Annotated in this window: 19 protein-coding genes; 6 read left to right on the top strand and 13 right to left on the bottom strand. The window is 57.5% G+C overall.

All coding sequences use genetic code 11. From position 1 onward, the window contains the following. Window positions 1-186 precede the first annotated feature (186 nt). From rbr to pal, 4 genes are all read right to left on the bottom strand, one after another. Window positions 187-762 carry a rubrerythrin gene (rbr, locus tag GF1_RS15115; protein WP_267927383.1) on the bottom strand — a complete coding sequence of 192 codons (576 nt, stop codon included), beginning with the start codon at window positions 760-762 and terminating at the stop codon, window positions 187-189. A gap of 13 nt (window positions 763-775) precedes the next feature. Continuing rightward, on the bottom strand, window positions 776-1426 hold the full coding sequence (locus GF1_RS15110) for a transcriptional repressor (protein WP_267927382.1): 651 nt from the start codon (window positions 1424-1426) through the stop codon (window positions 776-778). 210 nt (window positions 1427-1636) lie between these two features. Continuing rightward, entirely contained in the window at window positions 1637-2905 is a 1269-nt protein-coding gene (gene ltrA, locus GF1_RS15105) for a group II intron reverse transcriptase/maturase (protein WP_267926063.1), read from the bottom strand. 795 nt (window positions 2906-3700) lie between these two features. Further along, window positions 3701-4333, bottom strand: coding sequence for a peptidoglycan-associated lipoprotein Pal (pal, locus tag GF1_RS15100; protein ID WP_267927381.1), 633 nt, complete (start codon window positions 4331-4333; stop codon window positions 3701-3703). A 360-nt stretch (window positions 4334-4693) separates the two neighbouring features. On the opposite strand from pal, the gene GF1_RS15095 reads away from it, so the two are divergent. The 3 genes from GF1_RS15095 to GF1_RS15085 all read left to right on the top strand — a co-directional run bounded on the left by GF1_RS15095 (window position 4694) and on the right by GF1_RS15085 (window position 7050). Further along, window positions 4694-5428, top strand: coding sequence for a basic amino acid ABC transporter substrate-binding protein (locus tag GF1_RS15095; protein ID WP_267927380.1), 735 nt, complete (start codon window positions 4694-4696; stop codon window positions 5426-5428). A gap of 106 nt (window positions 5429-5534) precedes the next feature. After that, a complete protein-coding gene (locus GF1_RS15090; RefSeq protein WP_267927379.1) occupies window positions 5535-6323 on the top strand; it encodes an amino acid ABC transporter permease in 789 nt (262 codons plus the stop codon). After that, entirely contained in the window at window positions 6310-7050 is a 741-nt protein-coding gene (locus GF1_RS15085; RefSeq protein ID WP_326491567.1) for an amino acid ABC transporter ATP-binding protein, read from the top strand. Before GF1_RS15090 ends, GF1_RS15085 begins: the two co-directional genes overlap by 14 nt. Window positions 7051-7266: 216 nt before the next feature. Here the strand turns inward: GF1_RS15085 and GF1_RS15080 are convergent, their stop codons facing one another. Continuing rightward, window positions 7267-8712, bottom strand: coding sequence for a DNA integrity scanning protein DisA nucleotide-binding domain protein (locus GF1_RS15080; protein WP_267927378.1), 1446 nt, complete (start codon window positions 8710-8712; stop codon window positions 7267-7269). Between the two features lie 228 nt (window positions 8713-8940). Beyond that, window positions 8941-9327 carry a hypothetical protein gene (locus GF1_RS15075; protein WP_267927377.1) on the bottom strand — a complete coding sequence of 129 codons (387 nt, stop codon included), beginning with the start codon at window positions 9325-9327 and terminating at the stop codon, window positions 8941-8943. Between the two features lie 306 nt (window positions 9328-9633). Between GF1_RS15075 and bluB the strand changes: the two genes are divergently transcribed. Beyond that, on the top strand, window positions 9634-10164 hold the full coding sequence (gene bluB / locus GF1_RS15070) for a 5,6-dimethylbenzimidazole synthase (protein ID WP_267927376.1): 531 nt from the start codon (window positions 9634-9636) through the stop codon (window positions 10162-10164). After that, a complete protein-coding gene (locus tag GF1_RS15065; RefSeq protein ID WP_267927375.1) occupies window positions 10092-10307 on the top strand; it encodes a nitroreductase family protein in 216 nt (71 codons plus the stop codon). Before bluB ends, GF1_RS15065 begins: the two co-directional genes overlap by 73 nt. 13 nt (window positions 10308-10320) lie before the next feature. Here the strand turns inward: GF1_RS15065 and bioD are convergent, their stop codons facing one another. Continuing rightward, on the bottom strand, window positions 10321-11010 hold the full coding sequence (gene bioD / locus GF1_RS15060; protein WP_267927374.1) for a dethiobiotin synthase: 690 nt from the start codon (window positions 11008-11010) through the stop codon (window positions 10321-10323). 158 nt (window positions 11011-11168) lie between these two features. Between bioD and GF1_RS15055 the strand changes: the two genes are divergently transcribed. Continuing rightward, the gene (locus tag GF1_RS15055; RefSeq protein ID WP_267927373.1) at window positions 11169-12485 is read left to right on the top strand and encodes a cation:proton antiporter; all 1317 of its coding nucleotides are present in this window, start codon (window positions 11169-11171) and stop codon (window positions 12483-12485) included. Here GF1_RS15055 and bioC read toward each other — a convergent pair. From bioC to GF1_RS15025, 6 genes are all read right to left on the bottom strand, one after another. After that, window positions 12421-13182, bottom strand: coding sequence for a malonyl-ACP O-methyltransferase BioC (gene bioC, locus GF1_RS15050; protein ID WP_267927372.1), 762 nt, complete (start codon window positions 13180-13182; stop codon window positions 12421-12423). The genes GF1_RS15055 and bioC overlap by 65 nt on opposite strands. 104 nt (window positions 13183-13286) lie before the next feature. Continuing rightward, a complete protein-coding gene (locus GF1_RS15045; RefSeq protein WP_267927371.1) occupies window positions 13287-14567 on the bottom strand; it encodes an OmpA family protein in 1281 nt (426 codons plus the stop codon). Window positions 14568-14572: 5 nt separating this feature from the next. Continuing rightward, complete coding sequence (locus GF1_RS15040) at window positions 14573-15442, bottom strand: Tll0287-like domain-containing protein (protein WP_267927370.1); 870 nt, start codon at window positions 15440-15442, stop codon at window positions 14573-14575. A gap of 124 nt (window positions 15443-15566) precedes the next feature. After that, on the bottom strand, window positions 15567-16520 hold the full coding sequence (locus tag GF1_RS15035; protein WP_267927369.1) for an ExeA family protein: 954 nt from the start codon (window positions 16518-16520) through the stop codon (window positions 15567-15569). Between the two features lie 201 nt (window positions 16521-16721). Next, entirely contained in the window at window positions 16722-17435 is a 714-nt protein-coding gene (locus GF1_RS15030; protein WP_267927368.1) for a pimeloyl-ACP methyl esterase BioG family protein, read from the bottom strand. Continuing rightward, the gene (locus GF1_RS15025) at window positions 17435-18607 is read right to left on the bottom strand and encodes an aminotransferase class I/II-fold pyridoxal phosphate-dependent enzyme (RefSeq protein WP_267927367.1); all 1173 of its coding nucleotides are present in this window, start codon (window positions 18605-18607) and stop codon (window positions 17435-17437) included. Before GF1_RS15025 ends, GF1_RS15030 begins: the two co-directional genes overlap by 1 nt. Window positions 18608-18615 lie beyond the last annotated feature (8 nt).

Below are 18615 nucleotides of genomic sequence, written 5' to 3'. Positions count from 1 at the left end.
TGGTGGTGTGGCCTGTTTCCCTGGTACCCGGTTTTATAGTCTGGCTGGAAAAGATGCTTCGTGTTCCAGCCATGCTGGTTTGGATGATGGACTCAGGTTTCGAGTTGTTCCTGACGGAATCCGCCATGGGACCGGAGTGGATCTCCGGCCCCATAGCGATATTATAGTGGCTGGGACAAAAGAGTGTTACCAGTTTTCACCCAGCAGCTCATAATAGCTTTGCGGATGGGCACAGGCCGGGCATTTCTTCGGTGGCTCGGTACCCTCGTGGATGTATCCGCATTTGCGGCAGTACCAGACAACGGTATCTTCGCGCTTGAATACCTTGCCAGACTTGAGGTTGTCGATAAAGTCCCGGTACTGTTTGGCATGCTGTTTCTCGGAGGTGGCAATGGCCCGGAAAACACAGGCGATCTCGGAAAAGCCCTCTTCCTCGGCAACCTTGGCGAATTCCGGATACATCTCCTCGAACTCGTGCTCCTCACCGGCTGCCGCGGCTTCCAGGTTTTCCAGGGTGGTGCCGATGACCCCGGCGGGAAAGGCCGCGGTTACTTCCACTTCGCCGCCTTCGAGCATCTTGAAAAGGGCCTTGGCGTGGGCCCGCTCCTGTTCGGCGGTGCGATCAAAGATGGCGGCAATCTGCTCATATCCTTCCTTCTTGGCCTGCTTGGCGTAGAAGGAGTAGCGGTTGCGGGCCTGTGATTCGCCGGCAAATGCGGTGAGAATATTTTTTTCCGTACGTGTTCCCTTGAGGGATCCCATGGTCTTTCCTCCGTTATGCGAGTGCTTTTTTACCTTCTTCGGTGATTTCGTATTTGCAGCGAGCAGGACTTGCCACATAGCCTTTTTTCTTCAGTGCCGTGATCTGGCAGCTGACCTGTTTGGGTTCCAGGCTGGTTGAAGCGGCGATATCCTTGCTGCCGCATGGCTCATTGCACTTTGAAAGCGCCTCAAGCACCTCCCGCTGTTTGTCACTCAAGGTTCCGGTTCCACATGTCTTGCAACCCATAGTCGTTTCTCCTTTCTTTTGCATCTTGTTGGTTTGTCTGCATTTCGGACAGAGTCCGAAAAATTCAACCCTGCATCCCTCCACCGAATACCCCTTGGCATTTTCGGGCAGGACCTCAAAGCCCCGGTCCCGTTTCAGATCGATATTCTCGACCCGGTGGCACTGGATGCAGTAGATATGGTCATGCTCCTGGAGTTCCCAGTCGTATCGTTTCTGTCTGCCGCTGATCTCCAGCTTGCGGATCAGTCCTTCACCGGAGAGAACCTCCAGGTTCCGGTACACCGTTGCCAGGCTGATCCGGGGCAGCTTTTTCTTGACCCGTTCGTACAGCTCATCGGCCGTGGGATGTGTTTTGCATTTTCTCAGCTCATCGAGAATCACTTCCCGCTGATGGGTCATGCGCAGCTGTTTTTTCATAGTCTGTTTTTCATGGTTATTATTCTTAACAGGGAATGTAGTTGATAACTATTATTGTGTCAACGAAAAATGATAACTTTTTTCCTTTATGTTTTATCTCTATGTAAAAACAGCAATCGAGTAGGGTGAGGCAAGGTAATTAAGCTTGCCTCATCCCTCTCACAGAACCGTACGTACGGGCCTCGTATACGGCTCCTGTTTATTTTTCCTTCATACTGAAACAGAAATTCCGGTCTGTACAGATGCGAGGTCAAAGAGCCCCATTTCCCCATGCAGGCAGCTGTTGGGAAGGGCATAATGGCTCAGTGGACTTGCTGCATTGGCCCAGGAGTTCATCTTGATACTTTTGAACTCTCCTCTATAGCCCAGCTGTCTCAGTCTGCGGTGTAGCCTGCACGGCTTTTTCCACAGCTTCAACTGAACAGCACGCAGCCGTCTTCTGATCCACCTCATCAGCCGAGAAAACTCACCCTTGCAGTTCGCTATCCGAAAGTAGTTGGCAAAACCCCTCAGCAACCGGTTGAGGTCGGCTATCACCTTCTCAAGGTTCACCGGGGAGTTACGCCGGGTCATCGCCTTGACCTTTGCCTTGAAGGCCCTCACCTTGCCTCGCTGTATTCGGGTCATCACGGAGTGGATACAAACTCCAAGAAATTTAATCCCTTTGAGGCTGTGGCTTATATGGGTCTTTTCCTGGTTGACGGTCAACAGCAGTTCTTCTTCAAGATAACGACTGGCCTGGTTCAGTGCATTTTCGGCTGCGCTCTTTGACTGGCACAGGATCAGGATGTCGTCCGCATAGCGGACGATGCGGTGGCCACGATTCTTCATAAACTGATCGAAGGAATCAAGGTATACGTTGGCAATCAACGGGCTGATAACTCCGCCCTGCGGACTGCCGACCTCGCTGGCCTGCCAACCATCTCCTGTCAGAACACCGCTTTTCAAAAACTTCTCCAGCAGACCAAGAATACTTCCATCGCTGACCCGGCGACGGAACGAGGCAAGGATCAGGTCATGGTTCAACGTGTCGAAGCATTTCGACAGATCCATGTCCACTACCCATTTCCGCTCGTACGTCCGGATGAACATCGTGGCTTTGCTGATTGCCTGGTGACAACTCCGACCAGGACGGTAGCCGTAGCTCGACGGATGGAAATCGCGGTCAAATATTGGTTGAAGTATATCCAGCAGGGCCTGCTGTACCACACGGTCACGGACTGCAGGTATGCCGAGTAGCCGTTTCCCGCCGTTCGGCTTCGGGATCTCCACCCGTCGCACGGCCAGCGGCTGGTAGCTCTTGTCCTGCAGTTCCGTCAGGAGATGATCGATATTGGTCGCAAGTGATCCGGCAAAATCATCGATGGACTGGCCGTCTATACCGGCAGCTCCTTTCGAGGATTTCACCTTGTAGAATGCCTTGACCAGGTTCTCCCGGCTCAGCATTCGATCATATAGGCTGTACCAGACGTCAACCATGCTCCTGTCCTGCGTTTCCCTTCCTCTATTTCCACGTGGAGACTTCGGTTCTTCAATGGGCGCGACCGCTTTCTATCCTCATGGGCAATATACGATCAACACTCCCATCTACTCCGATGAACGGCCAAAATCGGCAGAGGACCTGTCACGGCATACCGCCGATAGCGTGCCCCGTCCCGTCGGACGGCTTGTGTTCAGTCTGCCAGGTGTCCATAGATTCCGGAAAACCTTCAAATAAACTTCATCCCTTCGCAACAGATATGGCTTTTGGCTCATAACTGCCCCCAACGAACCAGGCCGTTGGGTCATCCCGGTTTTATCCTCCACACTGTTACCAGGCTTCACAGGCCGGAATTTCATCACTACTACGGAATCATCTGCCACCTCACACCGCTTCGATCCGCCTTGGATTTCTCCTTGTGCTTCTCTTTTTCCGCTTAATGCGGAAACAGTGCAAGGCTTCCCCGGTTAAGGCGAACTCCCTGTGAGCGACCACATCCTCAATCACGTATCAGGACTGACCAGGTATCGGGCTTCGCGCTATTTAGGACGCTTACCCTCCTGATACGCCGAATCAGGTTCGCTTGCGCTATGTGCCGCTCACTTCCTATCGCTTCCTTCAGACCCTGCCGTTACCAGCAACGCCCTTACGATTCGGATTGTCTTCCCCCTGGTCAGGGTGACGCCTGCTTAACACAGGCTGGGTTTGCCCGCCATGCCGGGCAAACTAAAAAAAGGGAGAAGGCAGTCGCGCTGCCTTCTCCCTTTACAGAAAGGAGATGAAAAGTCTATCAGTTACTCAAGGATAAAATCATCTCGCCGGTTCTGGGACCAGGAGAACTCGTCGTCCCCGGTGAACAGGGGCCGTTCCTCGCCGTAACTCACCGTCCGGATCCGCTGCGGCTCAACCCCCAGAACCACCAGGTATTTCTTGGCGTTCAGGGCCCGCCGTTCTCCCAGGGCCAGGTTGTACTCGTTGGTGCCCCGCTCATCGCAGTTCCCCTCGATCACCACCTTGACTCCGGGATTGTTCTTCAGGTAGGCGGCATTGGCCTCCAGCCGCGGAATCTGGTCGGCCCGGATGGTCGCCTGGTCGAAATTGAAATAAATGGGCTGCATCTGCGGCGAGGAGCGGCCATGGAGTTTCTTGTACTCCTCGCTGTTCTGATCACCGCTGATGGCAAAACCACCCAGGGATTTACCGGCGGCCGTGGTGGTGTCCAGGGTATCAACCTGGGGTGCGGCCATATCTTCCTCGGTGATGGTTCCGGCCTCCTGGCCGGCAGGATAGTCGATGGACTTGGCCTCCGGGGCACCGGCACCGTTACCCGTCGGGTAAGGCATGATGGTTTTCTTGCTGCAACCACCGGCCACCATCAGCAGCAGGCCCAGCAGAACAGCCGGGATAATCCGAAAGGGGTGCATCATGGTACCTCCTTGTATGCGGGAATGGGAGAACTGTCGTTTGAAACAGCGTCATAGTACCTGTTTGCCCGAGCGACCGTCAAGAAAAATCAAGGGGATCCCGGGACTGGAACACCGCGCTTGGCTGCCCGGAATTCTTTGAATTTTTCAAATATTCGGTAACGGGCTCTCTCCTGCCTGAAGATCTGGTTTTTTGGCCGGGTTCCACACTGGGCAGGAAAGGTTTGCGCCGATCAGGTGGTTTTTTTCAACCAGGGAAAAAGATCAGGCTGCAGGGTCAGTTTTTATTGCCTGGATTGGCGGAGAGTGGTAGAGGAAGTTTCTGGTTGTTTTCAGTTGTTACTCATATTTCAGGAGGAAACCATGTTGAAACGCGCTGTTTTTGCCCTTGTGACGCTGGCTGTCATGTACGGATCGGCCTGGGCCGAGACCACCATTGTTTTTGCCACCGATGCCACCTGGCCCCCCATGGAATTCATCAACAGCGACAAAGAGCTTGTCGGCTATTCCATCGATTACATGACCGCAGCCGGCAAGGAAGCCGGATTCAAGCCGGTCTTCAAGAACACCGCCTGGGATGGTATCTTCGCCGGGCTGGCTGCAGGCAAGTACGATGCCATCTGTTCCTCGGTCTCCATCACCGAGGAGCGCAAAAAGGCCATGGATTTCAGCGAGCCCTATTTCACCGTTCGCCAGGCCCTGATCGTCCGCAAGGACGAGCCGGTCAAGAGTCTTGCCGATCTCAAGGGCAAGAAGGTCGGCGGTCAGATCGGGACCACCGGTTATTTCGCCATCAAGGCGGCCAAGGGCGTGGTTCCCAAGTCCTACGATGAGATCGGCCTGGCCATGGAAGATCTCAATGTCGGCCGTATCGACGCCGTGGTCTGTGACGATCCGGTGGCGGCCAACTACGCCATGATCAAGTACAAGGACACCCTCAAGATCGCCTCGGTTATCGAGACCGGCACGGTGGAGAATTACGGTATCGCCGTACGCAAAGGCAACAAGAAGGTGCTGGATCTGATCAACAAGGGTATCCGCGCCGTCAAGGCCAAGGGTATTGACGAGGAACTCAAGAAGAAGTGGATCGGCCAGTAATATCTGGTTGCCGAGCAGTTTCCTGGCCGGGCCGTGAGGTCCGGCCATTTCGTTTCATAATCCCGGGCTCCGTCGCTTTCGGACCTGGAAACCAGTAGCTTTTGAAATGGCAGAACAAGAACCCACAGTCATTGAAATCGGTGACGGCGCAGCGATTCCCAAGCCGGAAGACAGGGGATTGTTGTCCGCCTGGTGGATAGCCTTTGTCGGTACCATCGGGCTGATCGTCATCCTCCCCATGGTCAAGCCGGATCCGTACGCCGACATCCTGCGTTTCATCCCTGACGGCATCCTGGTGACCTTCAAGGTGACCATCATGTCCATCTCCCTGGCCATGGTCATCGGCCTGCTCACGGGCCTGGGCCGGATATCCAAGAACCGGTTTATCAACCTGATGGCTTCGCTCTACGTGGAGGTGATCCGCGGGGTACCGCTGCTGGTGCAGCTGTTCTACATCTATTTCGCCCTGGGCCGTTTTGTCCGGGTACCCGATATCGTCGCCGCCGTGATCGCCATGTCGGTCTGTTATGGCGCCTACATGGGCGAGGTCTTCCGGGCCGGGATCAAGTCCATCGACTTCGGGCAGACCGAGGCCTCGCTTTCCCTGGGCTTCAACCAGCGCCAGACCATGACCTATGTCATTCTGCCCCAGGCCTGGCGGACCATCCTGCCTCCGGTGGGCAACGAGTTTATCGCTCTGTTGAAGGATACCTCTCTGGTTTCCATTCTCGCTGTGTCCGATATCCTGCGTCGGGGTCGGGAGTACGCTTCCGAGAGTTTCAACTATTTTGAAACCTATACCATGATCGCCCTGATCTATCTCCTGATCACCCTGGTTCTGTCCAAGCTGATTTCCAACATGGAGCACCGTCTCAGTCATTATGAACGCCGCTGAACCGATCATCCAGATCAAGAACATCAACAAGACCTTTGGTACCTTCAAGGCCCTCGATGATGTGAGCCTCGATGTATCCGTGGGCGAGCGGGTGGTGGTCCTGGGGCCGTCCGGCTCTGGCAAATCCACCCTGCTGCGGGCCATCAACCGGTTGGAGACCATTGATTCCGGTACCATCATCGTCGATGGCCGCAACCTCTACGATCCGTCCCAGGATATCAACCGCATCCGGATGGAACTGGGCATGGTCTTCCAGAGTTTCAACCTGTTCCGCCACATGACCGTGCTGGAAAATCTGACCCTGGCACCCATCAAGTTGAAGAAAATGCCCAAATCTCAGGCGGAAGAGCTGGGGCTCAAGCTGCTGGACAAGGTCGGTATCCGGGAGAAGGCGGATTGGTATCCGGTGCAGCTCTCCGGCGGCCAGCAGCAGCGGGTGGCCATCGCCCGGGCCCTTGCCATGGAGCCAAAGATCATGCTTTTTGACGAACCGACCTCGGCTCTTGATCCCGAGATGATCGGTGAGGTGCTTGATGTCATGATCAATCTGGCCAGGGAGGGCATGACCATGGTGGTGGTAACCCACGAGATGGGTTTTGCCCGCGAGGTGGCGGATAAGGTGGTGTTCATGGACGAGGGAAAGATTGTGGAGATGGCGCCGCCGGACCGTTTTTTCGAGAATCCTGAGCACAAACGGACCCGGAAATTTCTGGAGCAGATTCTCTAGCCCGCATATTTCACAATGATCGTGGCGAAAGGCCTGAAAACGCCGGGGATGAAAGGAACAGCTTCAAAAAGAGCCGCAGACATATTGAAATATTTCGAGGACTCTTTTTGAAGCTGTGACGCAGCAGGCGAGGTGTTTTCAGGCCTTGCAGTAGATCGCTTGTGAAATATGCGGGCTAGTGCCCATCCAGAAATGGTATTTTCGGATGGACACTCTCTAATACCTGCTGCACCACAGGTTCAGCGGTTCTGTGGCAAAAATGCAGCGATTTTCCGGTCTCCAGTGGCAGATGCCGCTGATTTCCACGCCATCCTGGATGATGGAGACCGGTCGGTCTGAAGAAACCACCACCACAATAATATTGTTATGCTCTGCCGTAAAACGCAGGGCCGAGTTGTAGCGTGCGCCCCGGGCGCGATCCTCTCCCGGAATGGTCCGGCCATCCAGCAGGCAGGCGAAACCGTGAAGATGCTGATCCGCCCCTATGTGCAGGGCACCATCCACCCTGGCCAGGGCCTTGCTCAGCGCCAGAAGATGCGGCTGCCGCAGGTCAAGAGGCGGATCGAGCGACTGGCCTGAAATGGTTACAGGGTCGGGATTCAGGTCAATCACCAGGGTGCAGCCATGCTTTTTTTGCTGGGCGTGGTGCGCCAGGCTGGTAACAATCCGGAAAATATTGTTTCTGGCCTGCGGAGGAAGAGATGATTCCAGCAGGGCTTCTTCCACCTGGACCAGTTTGGCCCGATGGGTTGTCGAGCTGAAATGGCCTTCCGAAAAGCTGCATATCTTGTCCCGGTTTATCTTCAGAAAACCGTGTCTTCCTCGAAAATCAGCGCAGATAAAAAAACGAGGCATGATGTCTTCGCATATCCCCAGGATGGATTTTCCGTCTGAAACCAGTTTGTAATCCGATCCTTCGACGGTCAGGAGCAGCTTGCGCACGTGTTTGAAGTTTTCGAGCTGCGGTTGTTCATCTTTGATAAACCTGGCGACAAAGCGAATTTTTTCCAGGAGCTGCGGATCAATGATGACCAGCTCTCCCACCGGCCAGTCCCCTTCCTCACGCGTTCGGGAGATCCCCAGAACAGCATCCAGTACCGGATAAATCCGCACCTGAGAATCCCAGCCGAGATGGATATTCATCTCATCGACAATGTGGTCGTGCACTGCATGAACCGCATATTCACGCAGGAAGGCGCCTGAAATGCCGGTGTACAGTTCCTTGTCGTTGGCCATGTCGTGGGAAAAGCGCCACACCGCATGCTCAAGCCAGCGCTGGGTCGGGCCGGTGGAGCAGAGGTCCGGATGATGCTCGGTAAACCACATCTGGTAAAATACCGAACTGGAACGGCCGCCATAGGAGATCAGTCCGGTCAGTTCCGGATCTTCCAGAGGATGAATCTGGCTGAATTTTGTCCGGTCCGGTTCCCACGGAACCGTGGCGCGCCAGGAGTCATCCTGTACAAACAGTGCGTTAAGCTTTGGTTTATGTTCCTGGAGCAGATTCTGCGGATCGCAGATCATCATCTCGCTGTCCTTGGAGATGCAGTATATTACAGCTGTCCGGCTGGGCCCGGAAAAATGCGACATGCCGTCACTCAGACCATCCAGGGTTTCGCTGATACAGCGGGCAATAAAGGTTTCGTCCTGCTGGTGTTCCATTCGTTTCTCCGGCGCGGACCGTATTTGTGTCGGAAGTATTGCCGTATGATGTCGACGTACGTTGCAGCAAAGAATCAGGGCAATAGACTGTTTTTTTAAATACTACCACTACGAGTATTTGTCTGACAAAAAAACAGTGGAAGAAAGCAAAAAAAATGGCTGCGCCGAGGGCGCAGCCGGAGAGGGAGAGAACAAGGAGGAAGAAGAAAGAGAGAGAGAAAAAGAAAATCAGGCAGCCTGGGCTTTGCGCCAGCCGTCAGCCTTGAGCTGTTCGACCCGGGCAATATTCCAGGAGTTAATCGTTTCGAGGTATTTCCTGGGGTTGTCCTTGAGCATGTCCATGATATTCTGGCGCTCTGCCAGAATGTCCTGCTGTTCACCGGGATACATTTCCAGCCAGGTGGCCAACCCTTCGTCAAACAGGTATCCTGGTCGGACCAGGTCCGGATCAACCTGCAGCTTGGTGACCGCTAAAAAAGTGGCCAGTTCCATATCGTATTCAATGACCCAGCCGTTATCTGAGAGCATGGTTTCCGGGTTCAGTTCCACACCTGTGGCGCATTCCGGGCAGTAGAGTTCGACCAGGACTTCCTGGCTCATCACGTTATCACGCATGTGAAACTGTACGTTTTTCTTACCGCATTTGCATGTTTTTCGTATTTCAAGGCACATGGTTTTTCTCCAGGATATAGCGTTATTGATAATTAATATTAACACCTTTTTCCGGACAAAACAAGAATTTTATTTTTTGGGAATTCTATGGAATGTTGTTTATGTAACCAGAGGGAATGGTTCGCCAAATACCAGCTTTCTTTCGGAGCACGAGGAACTTGAATTTTCTTTTTCTTCGTTCCTTCATCTGATTGTTCTTCGGGGTGACAGGCTCTGTTACATTAATATTGTTTGAATCATGGTAACTGTATGAATAAACACGAATTTTCAGAAAAGCACAAAGAGGGCGTATACCGGGCTATTTTCCAGCGCCGGGATATCAGGGCCCAGTTTATCGACACACCGGTACCCGATGTACTCCTGGAAAAGGTACTCCGGGCCGCACACCATGCGCCTTCGGTGGGTTTTATGCAGCCATGGAATTTTCTGGTGATCCGGGACCGGTCCACAAAGGATAAAGTACATCAGGCATTCAAACGTGCAAATGAGCAGTCGGCAGCCATGTTTGACGAGCAACGGCGGGAAAAATACCGGACCTTCAAGCTGGAAGGGATCCGCGAGGCGCCGATAAACCTGCTGGTAACCTGTGACCGTTCGCGTACAGGCCCGGTGGTGATCGGCCGCACTGTCCAGCCGGAAATGGATGTCTACTCCACGGTCTGCGCGGTCCAGAACCTGTGGCTGGCCGCCCGGGCCGAGGGGCTGGGGTGGGCTGGGTCTCCATCATCCAGGAACGGGAACTGCGCGAGATCTTCGACCTGCCCGATGAAGTGGTGGTGATCGCCTATCTCTGCATCGGCTTTGTCAGCCATTTTCCAGAGCGCCCGGAGCTGGAGCAGGCCGGCTGGCTGCCCCGTCTCAACCTGGACGAGCTGGTCTTCTACGAACAGTGGGGCCGGAAAGAGCAGCAACAGGGTTCCTGAACTGCCTCTCAGGTCACCCCTCTCCTTCGATATCTTCCAGCAGGGGCCCCCAGTTGGTGGACTGGCTCTCCCGGGTATCTGGCAGGAGAATCACCTTCTCGGGAAAACCGTATTGGCCAAGCGCCCGGCGGAAGACCCGCAGGGAATCCAGGACGATCTCTTTGGGGTGGTCGCCATGGAGGTTGTAGACCAGGCCGGCCAGGTGGACACCGCGGGCCCTGATGGCCTCCAGGCTGAGCTGGGTATGGTTGATGGAGCCCAGCCGGGGCGAGGTGACCAGGATCACCGGGATCCGGCGCCCGCGGAGATACTCCAGCCAGGTCAGTTCTTCGCCAAGCGGCACCAGCAGGCCGCCGGCGCCTTCCACCACCAGCCACCGGTGGTGGGCCTGGAGCTCTTCCATGGCCCGGTCAAGCCGTTGCGGGTCAATGGCTGTATCCGCCAGCCGGGCGGCGAGATGGGGGGAGCCGGGAAAGGGAAAGCAGTAGGGGCAGGTCAGCCCCTGTTCGTCCCACTGGTCCCAGTCGGACTCCATGATCCGCCGGTGCATGAGAATGTCCTCCGGCTTGCCGAGACAGCCGGTCTGGACCGGTTTCATGGTGGTCACGGTGGCACCACCTGTTTTGAGAAACCTGGCCAGCAGGCCGGTCACCACTGATTTGCCGATATCGGTATCTATTGCGCAGACAGCTATCTTGGCCATAATCCGTTATCTGTGTTATCGAGAGGGCAGGTTCATCACGGAAAACGTTTTGTGATTACCATCCAGGCCAGGCTGTTGACGATGCATAGCGATGCGACCCTGTCCTGGGGCTGAACTTCTGTGGAACTCAAAAAAACGCTTTCTGGAGCAGCGTCGCCATGGGCTTATACGATATTCTGGTCATCCTGGTTACTTTGGCAGCAATTTTTGCCTATGTCAATGCCCGCTACCTCCGTTTGCCCCGGACCATAGGTCTGATGGCCATGTCCCTGGCGGTCTCCCTGGTCCTCCTGACCCTGGGTCGGGCCGGGATTCTGCCCCTGGAAGCGCAGGTGCAGCACCTGCTGGGCCGGCTTGACTTCTACGACACCCTCATGCACGGCATGCTCGGCTTCCTGCTCTTTGCCGGAGCGCTGCATGTGAACTTCGATGACCTGCTCTCCCGGGGATGGATCATCTCGGGCCTGGCCACGGCCGGAGTCCTGGCCTCTACTCTGCTGGTCGGCGGTTTTGCCTGGGCCATCCTCCGGTTTCTCGGTCTGGAGGTCGATTTTCTCTACTGCCTGCTCTTCGGGGCCCTGATCTCACCCACCGATCCCATCGCGGTACTGGGGATCATGAAACAGGCCGGGGCACCAAAAGAGCTGGAAACCACCATTGCCGGGGAGTCGCTGTTCAATGACGGCATGGGGGTGGTCATCTTCCTGGCCCTGCTGGCCACCCTGGCAAATGGCGGGCAGATGCACTGGCAGGAGGTGGGGGTGCTGTTTGGCCTGGAGGCCGGGGGCGGTATCCTGCTCGGGGCCGGGCTGGGCCTGCTCTGCTACCAGCTTCTCAAGCGGGTGGACAACTACCAGGTGGAAATTCTTCTCACCCTGTCCCTGGTCATGGGTGGCTACCGGCTGGCCGAACTCCTGCACGTCTCGGCGCCGCTGGCCATTGTGGTGGCCGGGCTGCTGGTGGGCAACCACGGCCGGCACCTGGGCATGTCGCCCATGACCCGGCGTCATCTCGACACCTTCTGGGAGTTGGTGGACGAGATTTTAAACGCGGTGCTCTTTGTCCTCATCGGCCTTGAGATCCTGCTCCTGCCCCATGATCTCTGGGCACTCGGGGCCGGGTTTCTCCTGATCCCCTTTGTTCTTCTGGCCCGTTTTCTTTCCGTGGGCGGAGTGGTGCGGATCCTGGCTCGCTTCCGTTCTTTCGGCCGGGGAACCGTGGTGATTCTCACCTGGGCCGGGCTGCGCGGCGGCATCTCGGTGGCCCTGGCCCTGGCCCTGCCAGCGGGCCCGGAACGTGACATCCTGATCCCGGTCACTTACGTGATAATGGCCTTTTCCATCCTGGTCCAGGGTTTGACCGTCACTCCGCTTCTCAGCCGTTTCCAGCCGCAACCATCCGGGGAGGAGGTCAGCACAACCGGGCCACCAGGTACATCGGATGATAGGTCAGGGAAAGCCCCTGGTCCCCACTGAACCGCTGGCGGTAGGCCTCGATAAACCGCTGCAGCCTGCCCTTGCTCCAGCGGGTGGAGCGCACGCTGTTGACCCCGGTCTGGCGCAGGTGCTGAAGTATGGCCATGGGGTCGGGGAAAAAGAATTCCTCCAGGTGCTGACTGGAGTGCAGAAGTCGGTAGTGGTCGGCCAGCATATCTTCCACCGTCGCCAGGTCCGGGTACTCCAGGCCGATACCGCTTATCTCCCGCACCTCGCGCAGATTTTCCGGCCCATACATGGAAAAGGCGAGAAAACCGCCCGGCTGCAGGTGGTTGCGCAGTTTGGCCAGCAGGGTCGGCAGGTCATGGAGCCAGTGGAAGGTGGACGAGGAGATAATCAGGTCGAAGTGGGCGGGCAGGTCAATGGTTTCGATATCCCCGGGAAGAAACACAGGAGAGAGGGCGTGCCCGCCAAGCTTTTCTCGGATGGTGACGGAAAAATCCACCAGGTCGTTGCAGTACAGGGTCTGGATGGAGGGGAACCGGGCGGCCAGCCTCCGGGAGAGCAGTCCTGTGCAGCAGCCTATTTCCAGCACATCCTGGGGCCGGGTACAGCCGGATTCCTCGACCAGGTCGAGCAAGCGGTCCGCCACCCGGTACTGGATGTGGGCCTGGCTGTCATAGGTGGCCGCAGCCCGGGCAAAGCGGCGGCCTATCTGTTTTTTATCTGTGGGCATGTATAAGGGACGTGCTACTTCAATGTGGGTTCGGTCCGGTTTGGACATTATTCAGGAGATAATAATCGAACCAGGGAGATAAGGACAGGAGAAAGGTTGACGTGTTACTGCAGGCGCCGGATTTCCACCCGCCGGTTGAGCCGCCGGTTGACCGCGCTGGTGTTGGGGACCAGGGGCCTGGTGGGACCGTAGTAGACCACCCGCAGCCGGGCCGGATCGATGCCGCAGCCGGCGACCAGGTAGTCGCGAACCGTGTTGACCCGGATTCGGGAGAGGTACATGTTGGTGTCAAAATCACCCCGGTCATCGGTGTGTCCGGAGAGTTCGTAGACAGCGCCGGCCAGCTTGTCGTTCTTGAGCGCCGGACAGATAACCTGGTCGATGATTTTGCGGGCCTCTTCGGTCAACTCTCCGGAGTTGCGTTCGAACTGGATGGGCATGCGCAGGCCCGGGGTGTCTGCTGCGGGGTCGGTGTTTTCCCGGGCCGGATGCAGTTCCATGAAGCTGACGATTTCCTCCTCGGTCAGGGCCCGGACCACGATCCGGTTCTTTTTCTCTTGTTCTTTCTTTTCCGGTGTGGCCGGTGCGGTCTCCGGGGCCGGAGTCGTCGGTGCCTTTGTCTGCCGAGGAGGCAGCGGTTCTATCGTGTCCCCGCGCCGTATCTCGCCGCCGGATGCAGCGGCCAGCTGCAGGTCTGCAGGCGCAGGAGGTGACGGCGGGGCAGGGGCCTGTTCCTTCCCGGCTACCGGGGCCGCCGCTGTATCGGTGGCCTGCCTATCCTGCGGCGGGGCCTCTTTTGCGGTCGTGACCTGCTCCTGGAGCGAACCGGCCGGAGCCTGGGAAGCTGTTTTTTCCCCTTCGCCTGCCACCGTCGGCGGTTCCACACCCTCCTCAGCTCCCCTGTCGACAGCAACGGTCGGCCGGGCGCTTTTCTCCGCTTCCAGGGCCTTTTGCCGTGCCTCCTTCAGGGAGCGCTGGGCCCAGATGTTGGCCGGCTCGATGGCCAGTCCCTTTTCCAGGGCCTGAATGGCATCTTCCGGGTCACCACCGGCCAGGTACATCTCGCCAAGACCGAACCAGGCCCGGGCAAAATCAGGGTCGAGTTCCACGGCCCGGCGGTAGAGTTCCCGCGCCTGATCATACTTGCGCAGCCGTTCCAGGTTGTAGGCAAAGAAGTAGGTGATTTTTGGATCGTCGGGGCACTCCTTGATCGCCTCTTTGAGGATTTTGTGGCGTTTGATCAGCCCCTTTTCCTGCCGCAGGCCGGCCCGGATTTTGACGCAGTCGGCCAGCACCGGCCGGGGAAGCGCAACCAGGGCCAGGAAAATCCCCGGTAACAGGACAGTGACCAGGCGACGGGAAACGGACAGGGGCAGGATCGTCATGACTGTTATTCCGATTTTTTCAGCAGGGTTCGTCGCAGGTGCTCCAGGGCCCTTGCCAGAACCCCGATCTCATCGTTGCGTTCATAGTCCACCTTTTCATCGAGAAATTTACCCACACTGATCTCCTCGGCCCGTTCGCTGAGATACTGGACGGGCTCGATGATACGGCGATCGATGAAGTAGCCGATGGCGAGCAGGACCCCGAAGAAGGCACCCAGGCTGACCAGAAAGAGAATACCGGCCGACCGTTTTGCCTGCTGCAGGGCCTGCTTGATGGAGACGTAGACCACATAGGCTGAAACCGTATCGCCCATCTTCCAGTGGTAGCCGGTTTCCGTGCCGTATATCTCGATCTGATCCTTGGGCGCCGTGTTCGGATCCCCGTGGCAGCGCAGACAACCCTTACTCTTCACCCGCACTGGCCTGGCCATGTAGTAATAGGTGGCGTCGCCTTTGGTGACCACCCCTTCAAGATGGGTGAGATCACTGTTTCTGCGAAAGGTTTCGATGAGTTGCTGTTCCTGCGCGTCGGCCAGATTTTCGTGGTAGAGCGGATCCAGGGTGGCCTGCTTGAACAGGATACCGCCCGCATCACCCTTGAATTCGTCCCACACCCCCCGGCTGATGACAAAGCCGGACATCAGTTCCGGGTAGAAACGGTTCTGTTCCACCAGCTCCAGGATGAGCGGCCGCTGCTGTTCCTTGAAGTACTTGCGCGAGGCCATGATGTAGCTAAAGATCATCTTTCCCTTCTGCCGCGCCTCCTGGATGGCGGTCTGTTCGCTGAGCTTGTAGCTGGCAACGCCGATGAGGATGGTGGCAAGAATGCTGAACACACCCATCAGCGCGAGTAACCGGGAACGTAGGTTCATCATTGCCCTCCTGCAGGGATGGATATGGCTGATTGCTGGATAAACGGCAGGTTGAGAGAGAAGTCTTCGGGCGAGAAAAAGAAAAAGAACACCGCGGCGGCCAGGACCACGGCCAGGAGAAAGAAGATCAGGAAAAGTCCCAGGCCACTGCCTTTTTTCCGGCGGCGGGAGGGAATTTCAGGCCCGGATCCGGCATCGTCGGCCGCAGCTTGTCGGGACGGCGAGGTGTTTTCCGGTTCGGCACTGGTTTCTCCGCTGTCCTGTTCCTCGGGGTGTAGGGGATAATCTCCAGCTCGGTGGCGCATTCGCGGATGATGTCCCTGTCAATGCTCTCTTTCTCATCGACAAAGCCGGTGAGCAGGGCCCGGTCGCAGATGATGTTGATGAGCCGCGGGGCGCCGCCGGAAAAGAGGTGGACCTCCCGCACCGCCTCGGCGGTGAATATGTCGCGCTCGGCGCCGGCTATCTTGAGCCGGTGGCTGATATAGCTGGCGGTCTCTTCTTCGCTGAGCCGGTTGAGGCAGTAGTTCACCGTGATCCGCTGGCGGATGGCCCGGTTTTCCGGCTTGAGGATGGTGTCGTGGAACTCGTTCTGGCCGACAAAGAAGATGTTGAGCAGCTTGGCGTGTTCCTTTTCGATGTTGGAAAGCAACCGGATCTCTTCGAGCATCTCGTGGCGGAACCGCTGGGCCTCGTCGATGATCAGCAGGACCTGGTCTCCCTCCTCGTAGGCCTGTTCGAGAAATTCCCTGAAGAGTTCGAGGAATTCGCCCTTGTTCTCCGGCTGGCGCGGTAGCTGGAAGGCCGAACCGATGGTCTTGAAAAAATCACCCAGGCTGAGGTCGGGATCCGAGATCCGGGCAACGATCACCTCGTCGTCCAGGCTGTTGATCAGGGCGTTGATCAGGGTGGTCTTGCCGGTACCCACATCGCCGGTCAGGAGCAGAAACCCCTTGTTGTCCAGGATGCCGTAACGCAGGGTGGCAAAGGCCTCCTGGTGTTTTTCCCCCAGCCAGAGAAACCGCGAATCCGTGGTGATCTCAAAGGGTTTTTCCCGTAACTGAAAATGTCTGAGATACATGGTCCTCCAGAAGGGCAGCTGTGGCTGCCGGCCGATGACGTTGCCGGGAGTTTCGCGGTGTAGAAAAAGAATAATTACCTAATAACATATAGTTATCCACGGGTCAACAGATAGTCCACCTGCGGTCCACTTTCCCGGTCAGCCGGGGGAGGCGGGCGAAAAAACCATTGGGCGACAAGAGGTCCCTGGTAGTTCCGACAGTCACGACCGATATGCCCTGACAGGGGGCGGGCCGCTCACAGGCGTGTTATTCTCCCAGAACCTCGGCCTTGAATCGGGGGCATAAAAGGGGAAATGGGGTAGCTTGATGCTCGTTGCCGTCCCGCGCCTCCAGGCCCGTACCTGGTTGCGGGGTGGAAAGATCCGGTCGCGGGTAGTGATGATACGCCTGGTATAGATGTCCGGTGCCGGGCCCAGATCGCTTACGGATCGGTCAAGCCGGGTGAGCTCTCCGTGCAGCGAGCTGCCGGTCCGCCCGGGTCTGGCAGCCAGGAAACGGTCGCACTGCGCCTGGTCGTCAAACATCTGGCGGTGGAACTGTTCCGGGTAGGCCGGGGTAAAATCGCGGATACTGGCCTTCCAGGCCCGGACCGGGATACCCCTGCGGTCGTCCACTGGAAAACAGGTCCCGCCCAGGGCCGTAGCCGTGACCAGGGGGATGTCGGCCAGGAGGTGGCCGGCAACCCAGACCCCCATGGACCAGGCCAGCAGCTCCAGGTTGCGGGAAAGGGTCGAAGACCGACGAGTGGAAAATATCTCCAGGTCGGGCAGGGTGAGGTCCCGGTAATCATAGAAGAGCAGCACGTCCCGCCGGCCCCAGTCCAGTTCCTGAAACGGCCTGGGATCCATGGACCAGCCGGCGAAAAAGAGCAGGCAGCGGGTATGCCCTTTTTGAACAAGCCAGTGGGTCTGCATCAGGCAAGCACCGATTCGATCCGATCCGGGAGAGTGGCCAGTTCCTCTTCGGTCATGGTGGCGCTCAGGGAGAAACGGAGCCGCGAGGTACCCGGCGGCACAGTGGGCGGCCGCACACCATTGACCCAGAAACCGGCCTCGCGCAGCCGCTCGGCCACGGCCACGGTGCGGCTCGCGTCGCCGATCATCACCGGCACGATCTGGCTGTTGCCGCCGGTGCGCAGGCCCCGCTGAAGGAGCCCTTCCCGGAGCCAGGCCGAGATGGCCCGCAGCCGGTCCCGCTTCTCCTCCATCCCGGGGATGATATGGCTCAGAAAGAGAAGCCAGTGCAGGTTGACCGGGGGCAGTCCGGTGGTGAATATCAGCGACCGGGCCTGGTTGATCAGCCCATCGGCGATAATATCCGAACAGGCGACAAAGGCGCCCTGGCCCCCCCATGCCTTGCCGAAGGTGCCGACCAGCAGGTCGATACGGCCGCTGACGTTCTGCTCCTCGGCAAGGCCCAGGCCCTGCCGGCCAGCGACCCCCACCGCATGGGCCTCGTCCACGTACAGGCAGAGATCGAACTCGTCCCGGATCCGGACCAGCTCCCCCAGGTCGGCCAGGTCGCCGTCCATAGAAAAGATGGATTCCGTGACCAGGAACACCTGGTCGAACCGCTCCCGTTTCTGTTCCAGGATGGTCCGGATCCGCTGGTAGTCGAGATGGGGATAGCGGATCACCTCGGCCCGCGAGAGCCGCATGCCGTCGATAAGACTGGCGTGGCAGAGCTTGTCGGCCAGGATCAGGTCGTCCCTGGTGGCCAGGGCCGGGAGGATACCGATGTTGATGTGGTAGCCGGAGTTGAAGACCAGCGCTCTTTCGCTCCCGTACAGGGTGGCCAGCCGGGTCTCCAGTTCCCTGTACAGGGAGCTGTTGCCGGTCATCAGCCGTGAGGCCCGGGCCCCGGGGGCAAAGCGTTCCAGCAGGTTCCGGTCATCGAGGCTGTCGTAGAACCGGCGGACCAGCCCGGGGTCGGCCGCCAGCCCCAGGTAGTCGTTGCCGGCCAGGTTGAGGTAGTCCCGGCCACCCACCCGGATACGGTTGTTCGGCCCGGGAATGAGTTCCACCAGGTTGCGGCGCAGTCCTTCGTCCTCCAGCCGCTCCAGCCGGCCGGCCAAACGTTTGTGCAATGAGGTCG

This window comes from Desulfolithobacter dissulfuricans, assembly GCF_025998535.1.
Classification (GTDB): domain Bacteria; phylum Desulfobacterota; class Desulfobulbia; order Desulfobulbales; family Desulfobulbaceae; genus Desulfolithobacter; species Desulfolithobacter dissulfuricans.
Note: the sequence above shows the minus strand (reverse complement) of the source record. Positions and strands in the feature narration are given on the sequence as shown.